Below are 20019 nucleotides of genomic sequence, written 5' to 3' on the forward strand. Positions count from 1 at the left end.
TAAATTCATTTTAATTAATCATAGAGCGACTTCGGCTGAAAAAATTTGCCAACGAAAAGCGCTTATCTTTGTTCGAGAAAAAAACAAAAGCATGTCAAGCGCAAATGCTTCCACCAAGTCTGCTGCATTTATTTATCCCAAAGCCGTTCAGGTTTGGCTGATGATTGGGGTTTTTATGGTGTTTATGCAAGTGGTGATTGGTGGCGTGACCCGGCTTACGGGCTCGGGTCTTTCGATTACCAAATGGGAAATTGTAACGGGCACTTTACCTCCGCTGAACGCAGCGCAATGGGAAGCAGAATTTGTGGAATACCAGGCAACCCCGCAATACCAAAAAATTAACGAAGGCATGAGCATGAGCGAGTTCAAGTTCATTTACTTCTGGGAATATTTCCACCGGCTTTGGGCTCGTTCGATGGGTTTTGTATTTTTAATCCCCTTTTTGTTTTTCTATTTCAAGGGTTGGATTGACCGTTCCCTGCTCCGGCGTTTGGGGGTAGTGGTTTTGCTCGCGGCATTGGCTGCTTCCTTTGGTTGGATCATGGTAGCCAGTGGTTTAGTCAATCGCCCCTGGGTAAATGCCTACAAGTTGACTTTACATTTGTCCATCGCTTTGGCTGTTTACAGTACATTATTCTGGACTTTGTTGACAACTTTTACAGGTTATCCACAAGTTATCCACACTGTTTTGTTAAAAAAGTGGGGATTGTGGATAGCGATACTACTAGGTGTACAAATTGTATTAGGAGGCATCATGTCGGGCATGAAAGCAGGCCTTTTTTACCCAACCTGGCCCCAAATGAATGGCGAATGGATACCTGCTGTGGTACTACAGGGGAGCGAATGGAACAGCCTCAATTTCATACATTATGATCGTGGCCCCTTCATGTCAGCCTTGGTACAACTCATGCACAGAAGTTTAGCTTATGGGTTGGTTATCATCGTTTTGTGGTATTTTTACAAAGCCATGACCAATGCACCCAAAGGCCCCTTTCGCTCTGCCCTTCCGCTACTTCCCTTAATGATTTTTATACAAGTTTTGTTGGGAATTTTTACCTTGTTGTACTGTAAGGGATCTGTGCCTGTCGGCCTTGGTGTTTTCCACCAAGCCGGAGCCTTAGTACTCCTTACAATCATACTTTTTCTTAATTTCCACTTGCGTCTGGACGCAAAAAAGTGAAAATGTGGAAAACTTTGTGGAAAACTTTTTTCATTGTTAATTATTTGCGAAGATGCCCGTTTTTTGGTTGGACGATCAATCCTTAGAATTTCCGGCACCAGAACTAGCTACCCCCGAAGGGATTTTGGCGGTGGGTGGTGATTTGTCTCCAGCGCGTTTGTTGGAGGCATACGCCGGGGGGATCTTCCCATGGTTCAATGAAGGAGACCCTATTTTGTGGTGGTCGCCAGATCCTCGCTTTGTCTTGTTTCCAGAGGAGTTGGTGGTGTCCAAAAGTATGCGCCCTTATTTTAACCAAAAAAAATTTCAGGTCAGTTTCGACCAAAATTTTGAAGGGGTTATGCGCGGCTGTCAACAATCCAATCGAAATGGACAATCGGGCGACACCTGGATTACCGAGGATATGATCCAAGCCTACGTACAAGTACACCAACTGGGCTATGCCCATTCTGTTGAAGTTTGGCAGGAAGGAGATTTGGTCGGCGGTTTGTACGGCATCTCCCTGGGGAAAATCTTTTTTGGAGAATCCATGTTTGCGCGGGTGAGCAACGCCTCCAAGTTTGGCTTCATCACATTGGTGCAGAAACTGCGCGAAAAAAACTTCACCTTGATTGATTGTCAACAACAAACCCAACACCTGGGTAGTCTGGGTGCTAAGCCAATTAGCCGCAAATCTTTTTTAAAATACCTACAGGAAAATAAAAAGCAGGAGACTTTAACAGGCTCCTGGACACAAGTTCTCGCAGAATAATTTATTTTAGCCTCAGAAGCTGTTTGAATTTATGCCGCGGGCTGCAAAGGGCCTATTTTGAACCAAATTTCGTTCCGAAAATGCTCATTTAGCGCTGCTAAACTCCGCTTTTCGTGCCTCATTTGGTTCAAAATAGACTCCTTTTCGCTTTCGCGACATAAACTCAAACAGCTTCTCATCAACTCGCTACGTTTATATCCAGTCCTTTCCCCAAGGCCCATTGATGCAATAGATCGATCTGTAACAAATTAACGTTGTAACCAAAAGATTCCGAAACGCTATGCTGATTCGACTGCTCTCGCTTTTACTTCCGCTGTTCTTGCTGGCTTTTGTGGTGCCTAGTACCGAAGGCATTTACCCCAAGGATTTTTTCGCTGCTCCAGTGAGTGGCCCTTTGCGCCTGTCGGGTACTTTTGGTGAATTGCGCCCAGACCATTTTCATTCCGGTATCGATATCAAGGGTGGCTTGGGCGTATCCATTTATGCCGCTGGAGATGGCGAGGTTTATTGCATCAAAATGAACCCTGGTGGGTATGGCAGTGTGATGTACCTGCGGCATCCAAATGGATATACCACGCTGTATGCACACTTGAGTGGGTTTTCACCCGAGTTGGCCAAATACATTGAAGAGAAACAGTACGCTGCACAGCAATTCAATGTCGAATTGTACCCTGAAGCGGGACGTTTTCCCGTCAAAAAAGGGCAATTGATTGCCAAAATGGGCAATACTGGCCATTCCTTTGGGCCTCATCTCCACTTCGAAATTCGGGAAACTGCTACAGATAGATCGATCAACCCCTTGTTGTTTGGTTTGCAGGTAGTAGACAACACACCGCCTCGGGTACACGAACTCAAAATCTACCAAATTGCCGAAAACAACCAATTGGCTGAAACCCGTCGGGTACCCCTGCTGCTCAAAAATACCCAATACGGCGTAACTGGCGATACCCTCAAAGTCAAAACCAAACAAGTGGGCCTGGCCATCAAAGCCTACGACCACATGGATGGTGTGAACAACTGGAATGGCATTTATACGCTCGATTTGTTGGTCGATGACAAACCAGTTTATCATTTTGCGGTGGAAAAACTTGATTTTTCGGAAACCCGCTACATCAACGCCCATGTTGACTATGAAGAAAGGGTATCGCGCAATTCGTACTTTCATCGCTGCTTTTTATTGCCTGGCAACGGTTTGTCCATGTACAACCAGGTGCTGGAAAATGGTAAAATCAACATCGCCGAGAAACAAACCCGTAAGGTGAACATCGTCATCAAAGACGTGGCAGGCAATACTGCACGCACGCAGTTTTGGGTAAAATTGGATACCGCCCTGGTGAAAGCGGCTGCCCGCCAATACAACTACCTTTTGCCTTACAATCAACCCAGCATCATCCAAACCAGTGATGTAAGAATCAGTTTTCCAGAAAAGATTTTTTACGAAGATTGTTACCTCCAATACAGTGTAATGCCGGAGCGTTCGGTCAATGTTTTTTCCAAAGTACACACACTCCAAAACACCCGCATCCCCGTGCACAACTTTTACAGCATGGCCCTCAAACCCGTCAAATTACCCGACTCGCTCAAGCACAAAGCATTCGTAGCCTATTGCAACAGCAATGGGCGGGTAACCAACTACGGTGGAAAATGGCAACCCGACGGTAGCCTCAAGGCGGATGTGCGCACCCTTGGAGAGTTTTGTATCAAGATCGATACGGTTCCACCAACCATCACCCCCGAGCGATTTACACCAGTACTGTCCAAAGTAAGCGCTATCTCTTTTCGGATTAACGACAATTTTGGCCACGCCGGTAGTATTGCCGGTTTGACTTACCGGGCTGAAATCGATGGGCAATGGGTGTTGATGGATTACGACGAAAAATACAACCGCATCACCTATCGCTTTACGCCGAGGGTCACCGCTGGTGCACATGTTTTTCACCTGGAGGTATCGGATGGAATGGGTAACAAACGGATTTGGGAGAAAAATTTTACCCGTTGATCCGCTAAACCCTCCAGTCTATTTTTTGTTCTCTGTGCTTGTAAAGACGCATGGCCGTGCGTCCCTACAAGGAAAACCACTAAAAAAGAGCGCATGTTAAAAGTAGGAGACCAAGCACCGGATTTCACTGCCGTGATTCAAACTGGCGAAACTGTTTCATTAAAGGATTATTTGGGAAAAAAATTGATCCTGTTTATTTATCCAGCATCCAATACGCCAAGTTGCACGGCTGAAAATTGTAGCCTACGTGATGGCTACGCAGATTTGAAAGCAAAAGGTTACACCTTACTGGGGGTTAGCCCGGATTCAACCAAAAAGCAACAAAATTTCATTCAAAAGTTTGACCTGCCCTTTCCATTGATTGCCGACACAGGCAATGAGGTGATCAAGGCTTTTGGCGCTTGGGGTGAGAAACAGATGTATGGGAAAACCTACGATGGCGTTCTGCGCAGCACTTTTATCATTGATGAAAAAGGAGTGATTGAACGGGTAATAGACAAAGTCGTCACTAAAAACCATGCCCAACAAATATTAGTAGTGGGGGAATAAACGTAATTTGGCCCGCATTCAACAATTCTCCTAGCCTCGGCCCCTTTAGGCAGGCTAAAACAAAACACATGAAGCCAACACTTTTGATACTGGCTGCGGGCATGGGCAGTCGATACGGTGGACTGAAACAAATCGATGGCGTAGGCCCAAACGACGAAATACTCCTGGAATATTCCATTTATGATGCCTTGCAAGCCGGTTTCGGCAAAGTGGTATTTGTGATCCGCAAAGACATCGAAGCGGCATTTATGGAAAAAATTGGCAACAAAATTGCCCGGATTACCGAGATCGATTTTGTCTATCAGGAATACGATACGCCAATCACAGGGGTGGAAGCGTTTCCAAATCGGGAAAAACCATGGGGAACCGGGCACGCCATCCTGGTTGCTTACGAAACCATCAAAGAACCCTTCGCGGTGATCAATGCCGACGATTATTACGGGGTGGACGGTTTCCGCTCCATGGCGCGTTTTTTAACCAGCGATTGCCAACCTGAGCATTTTTGCATGATTGGTTATGTGTTGGCCAATACACTTTCCGAAAATGGCTTTGTATCACGAGGTGTTTGTGAAGTAGATGCCGACTTCAAATTGTTGAGTGTTACCGAGCGCACCAAAATTGGCCGGGAAGCGGATGGCCAAATCTGCTACGAAGAAGCCGGACGAAAAGTAACCTTACCCGATGAAACCTACGTATCCATGAATTTTTGGGGCTTCCACCCCAGCATATTTGAATCGTTGCGTAACGATTTTGTGCAGTTTGTACAAGACAATTGGGAAAACCCCAAGGCTGAATTTTACATTCCGACCGCGGTCAATACTATGATGAACCACCAAGGTTTAAAGGTCAGTTTGCTGCCTAGCCATGACCTTTGGTACGGTGTAACTTACCAGGAAGATCGAGGCACCGTAGCCCGGGCTTTCCAGCAGTTTATTGCCGAAGGGCGTTATCCAGAAAAACTATGGGGGGAAGTTGAGGGAGGTTGAGAAAGTTGAGAAGGTTTAGGCTACCGCAGCGACTTGAGCAAGATCGCGTCTAAGCCGCTGCGGTAGCCTAAACCTTCTCAACCATCTCAACTTCCCTCAACCTTCTTCCACCCACCCAATCCTTCTCAACATGCCATTCTCCACCGTTTTTGACTACTTCGGTTTTCCGGAGGGCCTTCAACTCGCGCCACTCGGCAGCGGCAACATCAACGACACCTGGCTAGGCACTTCGGTGCAGGGTGAAAAGTTGGTGTTGCAACGCATCAATACCATCGTTTTTCCCTACCCCGATCGCATTATGCACAACTACCGGGTGGTTTTGGCGCATTTGCGCAGCAAAAAAATCAATTTAGAACTACCCGGACTACTTCTTGGTATCGATGGGCAAGGCTATTTATTTGATGAAGAAGGAAACTGTTGGCGTGCTGTTGAATATTTGCCGGGTAGCATCGCAGTAGAGCATGCCGAAAATGCCCAACAAGCCCAACAAGGCGCGGCGGCAGTGGGTACCTTTTTAAATGGCCTGGCCGACCTCAACCCACAATTGGTGCAAGATACCCTGCCAGGGTTCCACGATAGTTTGAGCCGCTTTCAACACTTTCAAAAAGCGGTGGAACAAAATGCAGCGGGGCGCCTGGCGGAAGTACGCGAGGAGGTAGCTTTTGTACAAAAAGAAGCGCGGGTATTTCAACACATCCACGATCTGGGTTTGCCGCTACGGGTTGTACACAATGACCCCAAAATTGCCAATGTACTTTTTGATACCCACAGCGGCGAAGCCATTGCCGTAATTGATTGGGATACCATCCAGGCGGGTAGCATTTTATCGGATTTTGGAGATATGGTGCGCAGTATGACGCCTACTTTTTCAGAGGATGAAGCAGATGTGAGCAAAGTGGAAGTGGTGTTGCCCTTGTTTGGGGGTTTGGCGAGTGGTTTTGTACCCAAAATTCAAGCGGCTTTGAGCCCGGTTGAAAAAGAATATCTTTTGCAAGGGGCTTTTTGGATCATCCTCGAACAAATGATGCGCTTTTTGGGCGATTACCTCAATGGCGATGTATATTACAAGGTGCGTTATGCCGAGCACAATTTGGTGCGGGCGCGGAATCAGCAGGCTTTGTACCAATCTATTCAAAAGCGGGAGGAAGAATTGCAGGCGATTTTAAGGCGTTATTGCTAAGCCATTATTTGTAAAAGAATAGTCACAAAGAAACAAAGGCACTAAGTCCCTTGGAGCCTTAGTGCCTTTGTGGCAAAATAATTTGACCCTTTCGGTTTTATCTCAATAAGCCTTCGCAAACAATACCCGCCGCTGTGAAGGTTGGCCCGTCAGGACACAGACTCCATCTTCGACTTCGGCATCCAGTGGAATACAACGGATGGTTGCTTTGGTCAATTCTTTGATTTTTTCTTCCGTTTCGGAAGTACCGTCCCAGTGGGCAGAAATGAACCCGGGAATATCGCGGCCGATCACTTCTTCAAATTCTGCGAAGGTCTCCACCTTGGTGATGTGTGCATCCCGCATGGCTTTGGCGCGATTGAACAGGTTGGCTTGTATTTCTACCAACAAATCTTCAATGTACTGCTCAATACCTTCCACTGGTTGTTGCATTTTTTCCTTGGTATCGCGGCGGGCTACTTCGACCTGACCATTGGCCAAATCGCGCTCACCAATTGCCAAACGAACTGGGATACCGTGCAATTCATGCTCCGCAAACTTAAAGCCTGGGCGCGTTTTTAAGTCCGTATCGTATTTGACCCGAATACCCTTGGCTTTCAGGTCGGTCATGATTTTTTTAGCTACCTCGTCGATGGCAGGCGTAGGTTTAGGGATCGGGATGATCACCACCTGCGTCGGTGCAAGTTTGGGAGGAACCACCAAACCATCGTCGTCGGAGTGCGTCATGATCAGGCCCCCCATCAGGCGGGTTGATACGCCCCAGGAAGTGGCCCAAACAAATTCCTGTTGGTTGTTTTCGCTCAGGAATTTGACATCAAAAGCCTTGGCAAAATTTTGGCCCAGGAAGTGGGAAGTACCTGCTTGCAGTGCCTTGCCATCTTGCATCAAAGCCTCGATGCAATAGGTTTCCTCAGCCCCAGCAAAACGTTCATTGGCGGTTTTAATGCCCCGAATCACTGGCATGGCCATGTACTCTTCAGCGAAAGTGGCGTAAATGTCCAAAATGAGCAAGGTCTCTGCTTCTGCTTCTGCTTTGGTGGCGTGTGCGGTGTGCCCTTCTTGCCACAAGAACTCAGTAGTCCGCAAGAACAAACGAGTCCGCATTTCCCACCGTACTACATTGGCCCACTGGTTGATCAGCAAGGGCAGATCGCGGTAAGAGTTGATCCAGGTGCGGTAAGTATCCCAAATGATGGTTTCGGAAGTAGGCCGTACAATCAGCTCTTCTTCCAGTTTGGCATCAGGGTCTACAATTACACCACTTCCATCCGGTGCCATCATCAGTCGGTGGTGGGTAACAACTGCACATTCTTTGGCGAAGCCGTCCACGTGTTGGGCTTCTTTGCTCAAAAAACTTTTCGGGATGAACAAGGGAAAATAGGCGTTGACGTGTCCGGTTTCTTTGAACATTTTGTCCAGTTGATCCCGAATATTTTCCCAAATTGCGAAGCCATAAGGCTTGATGACCATACAGCCGCGGACCGCCGAATTGTCGGCCAGGTTGGCTCGTTTTACGATGTCGATGTACCAGTCGGAATAATTCTCAGCCCTGGAAGTAATCTCTTTTGCCATATTTTGCCAAAAATTTGTATCTTAACACTTGTTAAAGCGTCAAAAAATAAACTTTAACGCCGTGCAAGCTACACTTTATCATTCTTTTAACACCAAGTGTGGCGTAAAAGTAATAATTTCGGTGTTGTAAATAACGTGACTATGACATCAATAATTCCGCAAGCAAAACTTTTAAATATGAAATTGCTGTTGAAACTATCAATGTTGCTGTTACTCTTTGGGGTTAGCGCTACCGCTGCACTCGCTCAATATGACGACGTGTACTATGATCCCGAACGGAACAACAACCGTACCTACACAGAACGTCGTCAGGTTCAACCCAAAACTACTCCCGCTCAAACCGAGGAGTATGTTGATGAAAACTACGACGAGGAAGAATACGACTATTACTACACGTCTCGGATTCGCCGTTTTCACCGGCCTTATGCTGGGTTCAATTATTTTGATCCCGTTTATGTGGATGCATATTATTACGATGCATTTGCACGTCCGGGGGTAGCAGTCCTGATTTACGATGACCCATTTGGTTATTATGGTTTCAACCGGATGAGCCGTTTCAACCGCTGGAACGGTTGGGCTTATGGTGGCTGGAATCGTTTCAACCGCATGAATAGCTGGAACTCCTGGGGGAATTACGATCCATATTGCATGTGGAGCAACCCTGGTTTGTCCTTCGGTTTCAATCGTTGGAATAGCTTCGGTATGAACAACTGGAACTCCTTTGGTTTTGGCAATCCATATTGGGCGAACAGTGGCTGGTTCAATACACCTACCTGGGGCAATAATAATTATTACAACAATAATAATTATTACACCAACAACCAGGGCGAAAACAACCGCAACATTTACAACGGTCCACGTACTGGTGGTGGCGGCGTTGGTACCCAACCTGGCCTCGACAATCCAAATGGTCGCGCGCCTCGGTTCACCAATGGTCCCGACATCAAGTCGAACCCTGGAACGGTTCGTCCTGACTACAGCGGTGGTCGTAAGTTAGATGAAGCACCCAGCTACGATCGTGACCGTACGGTACCGGGCAATGGCAACCCAAGAGTGACTACGGATCCAAACCGTGAAGTTCTCGGCACACCAAACAGTACGGATCGTTACCGCGATGCCCGCGAAAACCTCAACCGTCCGAGCAACGAAACCCGTCGCCCAGAAACGGCTGATCCATTCAGCGGTGGTCGTCGGATCGACAATACCAACGGTGGTGTTCGTACCAATACGGATGATCGTCAGAACTTGCGTCCTAATACTACGCAGGAGAACATTCGCCCTCGTTCTTACGAACCTGCGCCACGTTCAACTGACAACAACTCCCTGGAGCGTTCACGGACTTACACTCCTGATCGTTCGTATGAGCGCAGCCGGAGCAATCCTGCACCAGGTTCATACAACACGCCACGGAACAATACTCCATCGAATAGTGGATCCGCAAGACCCAACTACGATTCCGGTCGTTCCAATAGCTTTGACTCCGGTCGCTCCAATACTGCACCACGCAGCATTGATAGCGGTAGTAGCCGTCCAAGTGGTGGCAGTAGCAGCCCAAGCAGTTCTGGTTCGTCTTCTTCAGGAGGCCGTTCCTCTTCCTCGGGAGGTCGCCAAAATTGATACAAACTTAAAGAAAGTAGTAATGAGCCAGTTGAGCTGGTTCATGTACACCTTATAATATGGAGGTGGAGATCGGGTTAGCTGGTGTCCACCTTTTTTTATCCTCGGTTTTAAAAAATTGATGTATGAAGTGTAATTCGCAAACCCGCAATGTAGCGTGGAGTGTGATCTTTTCGCTACTGACTGCCGGACTCTTTGCCCAAAATGTGGGTGATGCAGTTCGTTATTCCCAATTTGAAGCAGGAGGTACTGCACGCAATGTAGGCGTGGGCAATACCATGAGCGCCATTGGTGCGGATATGTCGGCCTTGGTGAGCAACCCTGCTGGTTTGGCCATGTTTCGGCGTTCAGAATACACCATTACTCCCGCCGTTTTGTCCAACAACAGCAGCTCAAGGCTCTTGAGTGGCAACGGCAACGCTGCTTTGTCAGACACCCGTACGGCTTTTAACCTACACAATTTTGGGGTTGTTTTTGCGACCCGCCCCCTGTCGGCCAACTGGACCAACCTCAATTTTGGCATCGCCGTCAATCACTTGGCCAACTTTAACCGGGCCTTTACTTTTCAGGGCCGTTCTCAAGGTTCTTTGTCCCAACGTTTTCAGGAATTGGCCAATGGTGGAGAAGGAGTGGATGGTTTTGAAACCGGATTGGCCAATGAGGTCAGTTCCATTTACGACTTCGATCCAGCTGATGGCATTTATGAAGTGGATTACGATTTAAACCCTAGTGCAAATTTGGCCCGTGGTCAAACCATGTTTAGTCGAGGCTCTTTGTCGGAAGTCAGCTTTTCATTCGCGGGGAACTACAACGATAAATTTGCCTTTGGTATCTCTTTGGGCGTACCCATGGCGAATTATTCGGTGGAAAAAATTTACACCGAGCGGGACGATAGTACTGCTGCGGGTGGGGCGATACCCTATTTTAGTGACCTCAGATTCCTGGAGCAGTTGACAACCTCTGGTACTGGCATCAATGGCAAGATCGGCATTTTGATCAAACCCAACCAGGTTTTACGCTTGTCGGCAGCCTTGCATACCCCGACCGTTTATGCATTCAATGACGATTACACGTATAATCTGGAAAACAATTATTACGAAGATCGCCGGGAACAAGGGGCCTTTTTAGGTACAGAAGCCACTCGGGAAGGTACTTTTGAATACACTCAATCCACACCTTGGCGAATATTTTTGGGCGCCGGGCTGATTGTGGGCAAAAGAGGTTTCATTAGCACCGAAGTGGAGCACGTTGATTATGCCCGCAACAAGTTTGGCTACGACGAGTACCCTGAAGCACAGGAAGAGATCAACGATAAAATTCGCGGGCAACTCCGCCCGGTGACCAATGTGCGCATTGGCGGGGAGTTGGTATTTGATGCCCTGCGCTTTCGGGCGGGTTATGGCATTTTGCCTTCGGTATTCCAAAATGACGATAGCCGGAGTACCGTAATCAGCGCTGGTGTTGGCTACCGCAAAGATGCGTTTTACCTGGATATGGCTTATCGCCACAGCACCATTACGGAGACTTATTATCCGTACATTACCACTGATGCGCCGTTGCAAGAAGTGGAGAATAAGTACACGATGGGGAATGTGGTGTTTACGCTGGGGGTGAAATTTTAAGAATAGATCACCAAGATGCCATAAGCGACATTTTTTTTCACAAAGAAAACACAGAGGCAGCACAAAGGACACAAAGTTAGACGTTGACGTCATTTTGTCCTTTGTGCTGCTTGTTTTTTGAATGGTATCAATACCTCTCCCAATCCACCAGCTCCATTCCTTTTTTGGCAATTGCCTTGCCCTTGCGTTCCTGGGTACAATAATTGGTATCTCTGAGGATTTCAAAAAGGTCTTTTTCCTGCCGCCATACGCCCGACCAGTATTCCCGCCCATTCAGGGTGTAAATTTCGATGTCCGCCAACTGCAAACCCTGGTTGTTTAACTCGGTATTTTTGATAAAAAAGGCATCCTGCGGAAGAGAGCGGAAGAAGGCGTGGCTATCGTAGCCCGGGGCGAATACACCAGCCCAGAGGCGTTTTTGCCCAGTCCAGTACGTTTTAAAATCAATCAAGCGCAGGTTTTTGCGATTCAGCTCTTCGTATTTTTTTTGAAAAGCTTCAGCTTCCAGCTCCGTTACCAGGGTTGTTTTTTTTTCATTTTGGGTCACTACACCTGCCCACAAACGTTGATTGTTGGCAATATAGGTTTCTAGGTCAATCAGGTTCCATCCCGTTTTGGCGAAGGCATTGACTTTCAGCTGAAAACTATCCAACTTTTGGTGGGCGATGAATTGTGCCGTAGGGGCACGTTGTTGGAAAATGGCATCCCAGCGGCGCACATTTTTTTTGTCCAGGTAGGCGTCGGCATCCACCAGGTTGTAGCCAAATTTGCTGAGGTGGCTGACTTCCGCTTGGAATTGGCGTGAGCCATACCCTTTGCGCACCATTTGTTGCTGCTCGCCTTCTTGCCAAATGCCGAGGTAGCGGTAATTTGACTTATTTTTAGTGTTGCAATTGCGCACGTATACTTTTTCCTCTTCGGGCTCGATGCCCATTTCTTTGAGCACTTGCAGCGCGATGAGTTCGGGTTCGGCCCATTCAGAGTTGCACATTACCCCTACTCCAATCTTTTTTTCAGGGTAAAAAATAAAGATGGTCCGGGTTTTGTTTTGGCTACCCGCATGGCCCACCCGCAGGTCTTTTCCTTCCCCACGCACGTCAAAACCATAGGCATAATCGGCATCGGGCTGTTTGCTCCACATCTGTTCATAACTCTCTTTTTTCAACAATTTTCGCTGCATCAATGCTACGATGTAATTGCCCAAATCGCCGATGGTAGACTGGAATCCCCCGCCAGATAATTTCCAGCTTATGTCGTCGTCTTTGCGGGTTTGAATGTCACAATCCCCATCCAGGTAATAGCCCGATACCTCGTTGGGGTTGTTGTTGAAGGTATAGTCAGGTTCGAGAGTGTTCATTTCAAAAGGCTTGCGAATCAATTCATTGACTAACCCGAGGTACCCAACTCCCAGACTGTTGCGACCAATTTGATCCAAAGTGGCACCTGCCAGGATAAATCCAAAAGTGGAATATAAAAAACGTTCGCCAGGCTGAAAATCTAGGGGTGCTTCTCGGAAAATGTCAACAGTTGCTTTGGCATTGAAGGTATCGCGAGAGGGATAATTCAAGAGTCGTTTGCTCCAGGCAGGGAACAACCGGGTCATTTCGGTATAATGCCCCAGGCCACTGCGGTTTTGCAACAAGTACTTGAGCTTGACCATCGGATAAGGATACTCTGTGAGATAGGTAGAAACGGAACTTTCCAGATCTACCAGTTTTTCTTCTTGCAGTTTAAAGGCCAACAAAGCCGTGAGGGATTTGGACATGGAGGCCCAACGGAAAACCGATTCCGTCGTAACGGGTTTTAGATTTTCCCAATCGGCGTAGCCAAAACCCTTGCTGTAAATAATTTTTTCATCCTTCACCACCGTGACGGCCATACCAATGATCTCTTGTTCGCTGCGTTGTTGTTCAATCACAGTATCCAGGCGGTAAAACAGGGTGCTGTCTCTGCCAAAAAGCCGCAACTGCGCCTGGGCGTTAAAAGAACTCAGCGCAATCCAGCACAATAGAAATATGATTTTAAGGCAATAATGAAGGTAGTGCATTGTTCGTTCGGGTTTTAAGGGCAAAAGTACAAAAGACTTGAGAAGTAGAGGGCTTGAGAAGTTGTGGGTTTTTAATTAGCTTTGGTACATTGGAGCTCGTTTAAGTTTTTGTATGCGACAACTTGATAAATTTCGGATTTATTACAATCATACCATTCATCCCGAACTCATGCGTATGGAGCGCAAGCGGGTCCGCCTCTTGCGTTTGTTGATTTTTTCGGGCATATTGCTGTTTGAAGTGATCTTGTTTGAATTTTATGTCAATATTATGTTATTTACTCTAGTGTTGGCCATTCCCATCGTATTTTACCTGATTTTTTTGAGCTACCGCATCCGCCAATTTTTACAAACCTTCAAACCTCACGTGATGAAACTGGTGCTCAACTTTTTGCAGGAAGAGCCCAATATTGGCCAGTTGAAGTATGAACCAGAAAAATCACTGACCAAAGAAACTTTTTTTGCCAGCAGACTTTTTTCCACTACGCCCGTGGTTTTTGAGGGTGAAGACTTCATCAGCGGGCGAGTAGGGGAAATGGATTTTGAAATGTGTGAATTGACTGTGGAGGAAAACGCAACCATTGGAACGGGTTTACAAAACGTATTCAAAGGCATTTTTTTACACGCCATTTTCCCCGAAGAAACTTATGGACATGTAGCTTGTTGGCCAAGGCATTTAAAGCATTACTTTTTGCGTTCAATCAAAGAGTTTACCTGGCTGGATGCACACAACATGGACGATGAAATCCTGTATGAGCCCTTCCAGGAAATGTTTGTAACCTATGCATCGCTGAATACCCATGTGGCAGGCATTCTTTCCGAACCCATGCAGGAAGCGATTGTAGAATACTGCCAGGTCACGGGCAAAGAGTTGTATTTTTCATTTTTGGGCAAACACATCTTTCTGGCGGTTACTGAGCCCCGCAATGTGATGGAGCCTTATATTTTTCGCTCTAACCTCAGTTTTGAGTTGATCCGAAGTTTTTTGGAGGATGTGTCCCTCTTATTGGCAATTGTTGAAGATTTTGATAAAACGCACTAAATGAAAAGGATATTCACCGCTGTTGTTTTGGTTTCGGGTTTGATCTTGTCGGGATATGCCCAAAAAAATGCAGACCTTATCCCCCAGGAAAAATCCCTGATTTGGGAAATTAAAGGTAAGGGTCTGAACCAGGCTTCCTTCTTGTACGGCACCATTCACATGATTGGCAAAAAGGATTTTTTTCTCACCGAGGGCACCAAAAAGTCTTTTGATCGCTCCAAACAAGTAGCGTTTGAGATTGACATGGAAGAAATGAGTGACATCATGTCGCTTTTGCCTTTGCTGATGCAGTCGTTTATGAAAAACGATACTACACTGCAAGACTTATTCAGTAAGGAGGACTATGAGCTGGTCAAAGCCCATTTTGATAAAGCTGGCTTGCCAATGATGTTTTTGAACCGCATCAAACCCATGTTCCTTTCGGCCTTGGACCCCAAATCTATGATGGGCGATGGTGGGGAAAAGGAAGACATCGTTTCTTATGAAATGGAGTTTTTGGAGATGGCCCAACATCAAAAAAAACCAGTGGAAGGCCTCGAAACGGCTGCTTTTCAAATGAGTATGTTCGACAGCATTCCTTACCGAGCCCAAGCTCAAATGTTGTTGGAGAGCATCAAGTCTGGTTCCGATGCCAGTGATTCTCAATTTGATCAATTGGTTGAACTGTACAAAAAACAGGACATTCAATCCATGCAGGACATGATGGGCGAAGACGATTCGACCAACAACTACAACGACCTCCTTTTGGTAAATCGCAACCGCAAATGGATTCCCGTCATGGAAAAAATGATGCAGGATAAAGCTACTTTTTTTGCCGTAGGTGCTGGGCATCTGGGTGGGGGCCAAGGGGTAATTGCGCTACTGCGGGCCGCTGGGTACACGGTGGAACCGGTGAAGTAATTAATACTGAGAAAAATCAGGCAAAAGTTTGACATCGCTCAATGCCTGATTTTTTTTCTGCGGGTAATTTGGAGCTTGAAACCAGTTCAGGTTCCTTAAAAACTCGCAGCCATGTCTACTACAACCGCCGTAGAAAGTGTACAATTAGCAAATGGCTCTTTTGAGCTCAACTATTTGCTGGCCGCTTTGGAAATGGGCAAAGCAGATGAAAGTGTATTGCGTTACATGCAATTCATGGCGCAAGTACTGCCCATCAAGGCGCTCACCTTTGTGCATGTATTGCCCAAAGTGGACTTGTATGTGACCGATCTCAATCAAAACATGCAACACTTGTTTGACAATTTTCAGCATCAGGATGAGGTGCAAGAAAACATGCGGCAACAAGTAGCCAAATACCTGGATGAAAACAACGGGCCTAGGGTACATTTTTCCACCCGACAAGGCAACCCATTGGAAGAAGTACTACAGGAAGCTCGGCTTTCTGGTGCCGATTTGTTGGTCGTAGGCCAGCGATCTGGTACAGGGAATCACGGCATCCTGGCGCGCAATTTGGTACGAAAATCTACAGGCAATTCCTTCATCGTACCCGAACAAAGCAAGGCGCAACTCAAAACCATCGTAGTACCCGTCGATTTTTCACCCCACTCGGTGCGGGCACTAGAAACGGCGATTGCACTCAATAAACAGCTCAAAGAAAAAGCCAAAATCATCTGTATAAATGTATTTGAGTTGCCCGCCGTATTTTCCTACAAGGTGCGCAATTCTTACGAAGCGCTCAAAGTAGTGATGGAAGACGACCGCAAAGCCGCTTTTCAGGATTTTATCAATACCTATGCCAAAGACGAAGCAATTGAAATCGACCTGATTGAACAAGGTTATGGCAACGTTGGCGCTTACCTGCTCCAATATTGCGAAGACAAGCAGGCCGACCTGATCGTGTTGGGTGCCAGAGGCCACTCCAAGGTAGAACTGTTGCTTTTGGGCAGCGTTACCGAAAAACTATTGATGTTGAACCAAAACATTCCAACTCTGGTGGTGAAATAGCGTTTGGGGTTTCCGTTCCTAAGCTCTACATTTGTGTCAAAAATTGACGCTATGCGCCCTATATTTTTGTACACGCTTGGTTTGTTGATGCTGATTTTTGCAAGTGTAGCTTGTAAAAACGAAAAGTCCAAAGCGGCGATAACCCAGGTTGACCTGGATGGAACGGATTGGGAATTTTACATGTTCGAACAGTCTGGGAAAAAAGAAACAACCCCGCCGGGCTTAAAAATCAGTATGGCCTTTTTGGAAGGTAAGTTGACCGGGAAAGCTTCCTGTAATACCTACTCGGCACCTTATATCCTCGACGACGGCAAACTCAGTGTCGGCGAGGTGATGGCTACTGAAAAATTCTGCGACAATGACAATTGGGACGCCCGCTTTGTGAGTGCCATCAAACAGGCCAGTGATTGTGAGGTAGTGGGCGAGTTGCTGAGTGTCAATTGTAAAAATGGCATCAAATTGCATTTCGAAAAGAAAACCATCGCGAGCATTGCCGAGATTCAGAATCAAGAAACGGCTGAAATAGCTGAGTTATTGACCTTGTTTCCCAATTTGGCCCCCAACCAGATGCACTTGTACAGCATCTTAAAAGGTACCAATATCGATGCTTACCCTTTTATTGGTGAGACGGTTGAGTTCAACATGTTCAACCTGTTTGACCCAACCAGTGCTTCGGTATTTCAACAAGCGTATCGCCTTGGTGCTTACGCGATCGGTAGAGTGGGAGATTTGTACATTCTCCGGGTTCCTGGCAACAAAGGCTCCAACTCCATCACCATGTACCGACTCAGACAAGGCAAACTGATGGTGGAGATGCCTCTCGCCTTGGCCAACGACGAACCTTCCGTCAACATCCAGCAGGATGCCTGGCTCAAAGACCTGAACAACGATGGAAAAATTGAAGTGATCGTGCGCCAAATCAGTGCACCACAAGGGGGAATTGCCCAAGATGTATTGCGGGTATTTGTGCAAGCGGCGGATGGCTCGTTTCAACCTTCTTTGGGGACGAAGTTGAAGCCGGAGGATTATCCGATGGCGAATTTGCAGTAGTGGCAGCCCTATGTGGCTGCCCGCATTATAATGGGCAGCCACCCAGGGCTGCCCCAATGATATAGGGCTGCCCCAACAACATAGGGCTGCTACAGATTACGCTTAGCGCAAATGCTTCGCAATTTTTGCAGCCAGTTTGGCATTGTTCAGCACCAGTTCAATATTGGCATCCAGGCTTTTGCCGCTGGTGATTTCTTCAATAGTCGCCAGCAGAAAAGGCGTAATTTCTTTGCCTTTGATGTTTTTTTGCTGCGCCAGGTCTAAGGCTTGTTGAATGGCTTGTTCCATCGGCGCGTATTCCAGCTGAAATTTTTCAGGGATGGGGTTGGCAATTACTGCGCCCCCTTTCATGCCCAACTGCCATTTGATGGTCAGGATATTCGCCAGTTCTTTGGCTGATTCCAGCGATTGATCTACTTTGAAGCCACTGTTGCGGGTATAAAAAGCGGGAAAATCCTGGGTGCGATAGCCTAGCACGGGCACCCCCTGGGTTTCGAGGTACTCGAGCGTGAGGCCCAGATCAAGAATGGATTTGGCCCCTGCACACACCACGGCAACATTGGTCCGAGCCAGTTCTTGTAAGTCCGCAGAAACATCCATACTTTCGGATGCGCCGCGGTGTACTCCACCGATGCCTCCAGTGGCAAATATCGCAATGCCCGCCAAATCGGCAATGATCATGGTAGCGGCTACCGTGGTAGCCCCATTGTGACCCTGGGCAATTACGACAGGTAGATCCCGGCGGCTGACTTTCAGCACATCGGTGCCCATTTTGCCCAGATTGTTGATTTCTTTTTTGTTCAGACCGGCTTTCATCCGGCCATTGATCACGGCGATGGTGGCAGGAATGGCCCCATGTTTGCGTACAACCTCTTCGACCATTAAAGCCGTCTCCACATTGCGCGGGTAAGGCATCCCGTGTGAGATGATGGTGCTCTCCAGTGCAACCACGGGTTGTTTGGAGCGCAGCGCAGATGACACTTCTGGTGATAGATCGAGGTACGGGATCATAATCAGTACACTAGTTTGGCAACAAAAGTAACAATATTCCAAACCTTCCATAATGTGCTGATGTGCTAATTTGCTAATTTATTGATAATCAATTAATTTATTAGTAAATTAGCACATCAATCCCATTAACCCATTAAATAATCATCCCGGCGGCAACCGTTTCATTCGTCCCCTCATCCACCAAAATAATGCTACCCGTATTCCGGTTACGGCGATAAGGGTCAAAAAACAAGGGCTTGGTAGTGCGCAAAACGATGCGGGCAATATCGTTCATGCGGATGTTTTTGTCCTCCACGTCACGGTGCAGGCTGTTGACATCCAGGCGGTAACGAATGTCTTTGACGACACAACGCGCCTGCTGGGTAGTATGTAAAATGGCGTACTTGCCGTTGAGTTGCAGGGGCCGTTCGTTGAACCAACAAATCATCACTTCCAAATCCTGACCAACCGTTGGCTGATTGTGGGTACGTACGATCATGTCGCCCCGGCTCAGGTCGTAATCATCTTCCAAAAGCACGGTTACGGACATGGGTGGAAAAGCTTCCGCTACTTCGCCAGCGTGTGAGTCAATCTTGGCAATTTTAGTGGTAAAGCCCGATGGCAACAAAGTCACATCGTCGCCTTTTTTCAAAATACCGGCAGCTACCCGTCCTGCGTAGCCACGGTAATCGTGGAATTCGTCGTTATTGGGGCGAATCACAAATTGCACCGGGAATCGGGCGTCAATAAAGTTGTGATCGCTGCCAATGTGCACATTTTCCAGGTAATACAGCAACGTGGAGCCACCATACCAGGGCATGTTTTCAGAACGGGTAACGATGTTGTCGCCTTTCAATGCCGAAATCGGAATGAAGTGCACATCCTTTACATCCAGTTTGTACGAAAACTTCTCAAATTCTTCCTTGATGTTGTTGTATATCTCCTCGCTGTAATCCACGAGGTCCATTTTGTTGATGCATACCACCAAGTGAGGAATCTGTAACAAGGAAGCAATGAAGGAGTGGCGACGGGTTTGTTCTACTACGCCTGTCCGTGCATCCACCAGGATCAGGGCCACGTTGGCCGTAGAGGCCCCGGTAACCATATTGCGGGTATACTGGGTGTGCCCAGGCGTATCGGCAATGATGAACTTGCGCTTGGGGGTAGAAAAATAGCGGTAAGCCACATCAATGGTAATGCCTTGCTCGCGTTCAGCCTTCAATCCGTCGGTCAGCAGGGCAAGATTCACCTCACTTTCCCCCCGGCGTTCGCTGGCTTTTTGAACCGCTTCGAGTTGATCCTCAAAAATCGACTTCGAGTCGTATAACAAACGCCCAATGAGCGTACTTTTTCCATCATCTACATTGCCAGCTGTTGTGAAGCGCAGCAATTCGGAGTGTTTGAAATCCATGATAATTGGTTGAGGAAGGTTGAGGTGGTTGAGAAGGTTGAGGCTACCGCGAGCGTCGTTGTCAAAGTCGCTCGCGGTAGCC

General features: G+C 47.2%; 16 protein-coding genes. 12 read left to right on the forward strand and 4 right to left on the reverse strand.

Annotated features, from left to right (window positions below; all coding sequences use genetic code 11):
• The first annotated feature begins 91 nt into the window (after positions 1-91).
• From ACEW9O_RS07325 to ACEW9O_RS07350, 6 genes are all read left to right on the forward strand, one after another.
• Complete coding sequence (locus tag ACEW9O_RS07325) at positions 92-1180, forward strand: COX15/CtaA family protein (RefSeq protein WP_373549488.1); 1089 nt, start codon at positions 92-94, stop codon at positions 1178-1180.
• A gap of 52 nt (positions 1181-1232) precedes the next feature.
• Complete coding sequence (gene aat, locus ACEW9O_RS07330) at positions 1233-1931, forward strand: leucyl/phenylalanyl-tRNA--protein transferase (RefSeq protein ID WP_373549489.1); 699 nt, start codon at positions 1233-1235, stop codon at positions 1929-1931.
• A 280-nt stretch (positions 1932-2211) separates the two neighbouring features.
• Positions 2212-3930, forward strand: coding sequence for a M23 family metallopeptidase (locus ACEW9O_RS07335; protein WP_373549490.1), 1719 nt, complete (start codon positions 2212-2214; stop codon positions 3928-3930).
• Positions 3931-4023: 93 nt separating this feature from the next.
• Complete coding sequence (gene bcp, locus ACEW9O_RS07340) at positions 4024-4479, forward strand: thioredoxin-dependent thiol peroxidase (RefSeq protein WP_373549491.1); 456 nt, start codon at positions 4024-4026, stop codon at positions 4477-4479.
• A gap of 68 nt (positions 4480-4547) precedes the next feature.
• Entirely contained in the window at positions 4548-5465 is a 918-nt protein-coding gene (locus ACEW9O_RS07345) for an NDP-sugar synthase (RefSeq protein ID WP_373549492.1), read from the forward strand.
• A gap of 130 nt (positions 5466-5595) precedes the next feature.
• Positions 5596-6645: a phosphotransferase enzyme family protein gene (locus ACEW9O_RS07350; protein WP_373549493.1), complete on the forward strand. Its 1050-nt coding sequence runs from the start codon at positions 5596-5598 to the stop codon at positions 6643-6645.
• Between the two features lie 102 nt (positions 6646-6747).
• Here ACEW9O_RS07350 and proS read toward each other — a convergent pair whose 3' ends face one another.
• Complete coding sequence (gene proS, locus ACEW9O_RS07355) at positions 6748-8217, reverse strand: proline--tRNA ligase (protein WP_373549494.1); 1470 nt, start codon at positions 8215-8217, stop codon at positions 6748-6750.
• Between the two features lie 177 nt (positions 8218-8394).
• On the opposite strand from proS, the gene ACEW9O_RS07360 reads away from it, so the two are divergent.
• Together ACEW9O_RS07360 and ACEW9O_RS07365 are read left to right on the forward strand one after the other, a co-directional pair.
• On the forward strand, positions 8395-9834 hold the full coding sequence (locus tag ACEW9O_RS07360) for a hypothetical protein (RefSeq protein ID WP_373549495.1): 1440 nt from the start codon (positions 8395-8397) through the stop codon (positions 9832-9834).
• A 125-nt stretch (positions 9835-9959) separates the two neighbouring features.
• A complete protein-coding gene (locus ACEW9O_RS07365; protein ID WP_373549496.1) occupies positions 9960-11456 on the forward strand; it encodes an OmpP1/FadL family transporter in 1497 nt (498 codons plus the stop codon).
• Between the two features lie 127 nt (positions 11457-11583).
• On the opposite strand, the gene ACEW9O_RS07370 is transcribed toward ACEW9O_RS07365, so the two are convergent.
• Entirely contained in the window at positions 11584-13503 is a 1920-nt protein-coding gene (locus tag ACEW9O_RS07370; RefSeq protein WP_373549497.1) for a serine hydrolase domain-containing protein, read from the reverse strand.
• A gap of 112 nt (positions 13504-13615) precedes the next feature.
• Here ACEW9O_RS07370 and ACEW9O_RS07375 point away from each other — a divergent pair, with 112 nt between their 5' ends.
• The 4 genes from ACEW9O_RS07375 (at position 13616) to ACEW9O_RS07390 (ending at position 17536) form a co-directional block, all read left to right on the forward strand.
• Positions 13616-14542: a DUF3137 domain-containing protein gene (locus ACEW9O_RS07375; protein ID WP_373549498.1), complete on the forward strand. Its 927-nt coding sequence runs from the start codon at positions 13616-13618 to the stop codon at positions 14540-14542.
• Positions 14543-15442, forward strand: coding sequence for a TraB/GumN family protein (locus ACEW9O_RS07380; RefSeq protein ID WP_373549499.1), 900 nt, complete (start codon positions 14543-14545; stop codon positions 15440-15442).
• 111 nt (positions 15443-15553) lie between these two features.
• Positions 15554-16486, forward strand: coding sequence for a universal stress protein (locus ACEW9O_RS07385; RefSeq protein WP_373549500.1), 933 nt, complete (start codon positions 15554-15556; stop codon positions 16484-16486).
• A gap of 51 nt (positions 16487-16537) precedes the next feature.
• Entirely contained in the window at positions 16538-17536 is a 999-nt protein-coding gene (locus ACEW9O_RS07390; protein WP_373549501.1) for an META domain-containing protein, read from the forward strand.
• A 102-nt stretch (positions 17537-17638) separates the two neighbouring features.
• Here the strand turns inward: ACEW9O_RS07390 and ACEW9O_RS07395 are convergent, their stop codons facing one another.
• A complete protein-coding gene (locus tag ACEW9O_RS07395; RefSeq protein ID WP_373549502.1) occupies positions 17639-18550 on the reverse strand; it encodes a pseudouridine-5'-phosphate glycosidase in 912 nt (303 codons plus the stop codon).
• Positions 18551-18680: 130 nt separating this feature from the next.
• Positions 18681-19937, reverse strand: a complete 1257-nt coding sequence (cysN, locus tag ACEW9O_RS07400) for a sulfate adenylyltransferase subunit CysN (protein ID WP_373549503.1) — start codon at positions 19935-19937, stop codon at positions 18681-18683.
• Between the last annotated feature and the right edge of the window lie 82 nt (positions 19938-20019).

Origin of the sequence: Haliscomenobacter sp., from assembly GCF_041740695.1 — a bacterium.
In the GTDB taxonomy this organism is placed as follows: domain Bacteria; phylum Bacteroidota; class Bacteroidia; order Chitinophagales; family Saprospiraceae; genus Haliscomenobacter.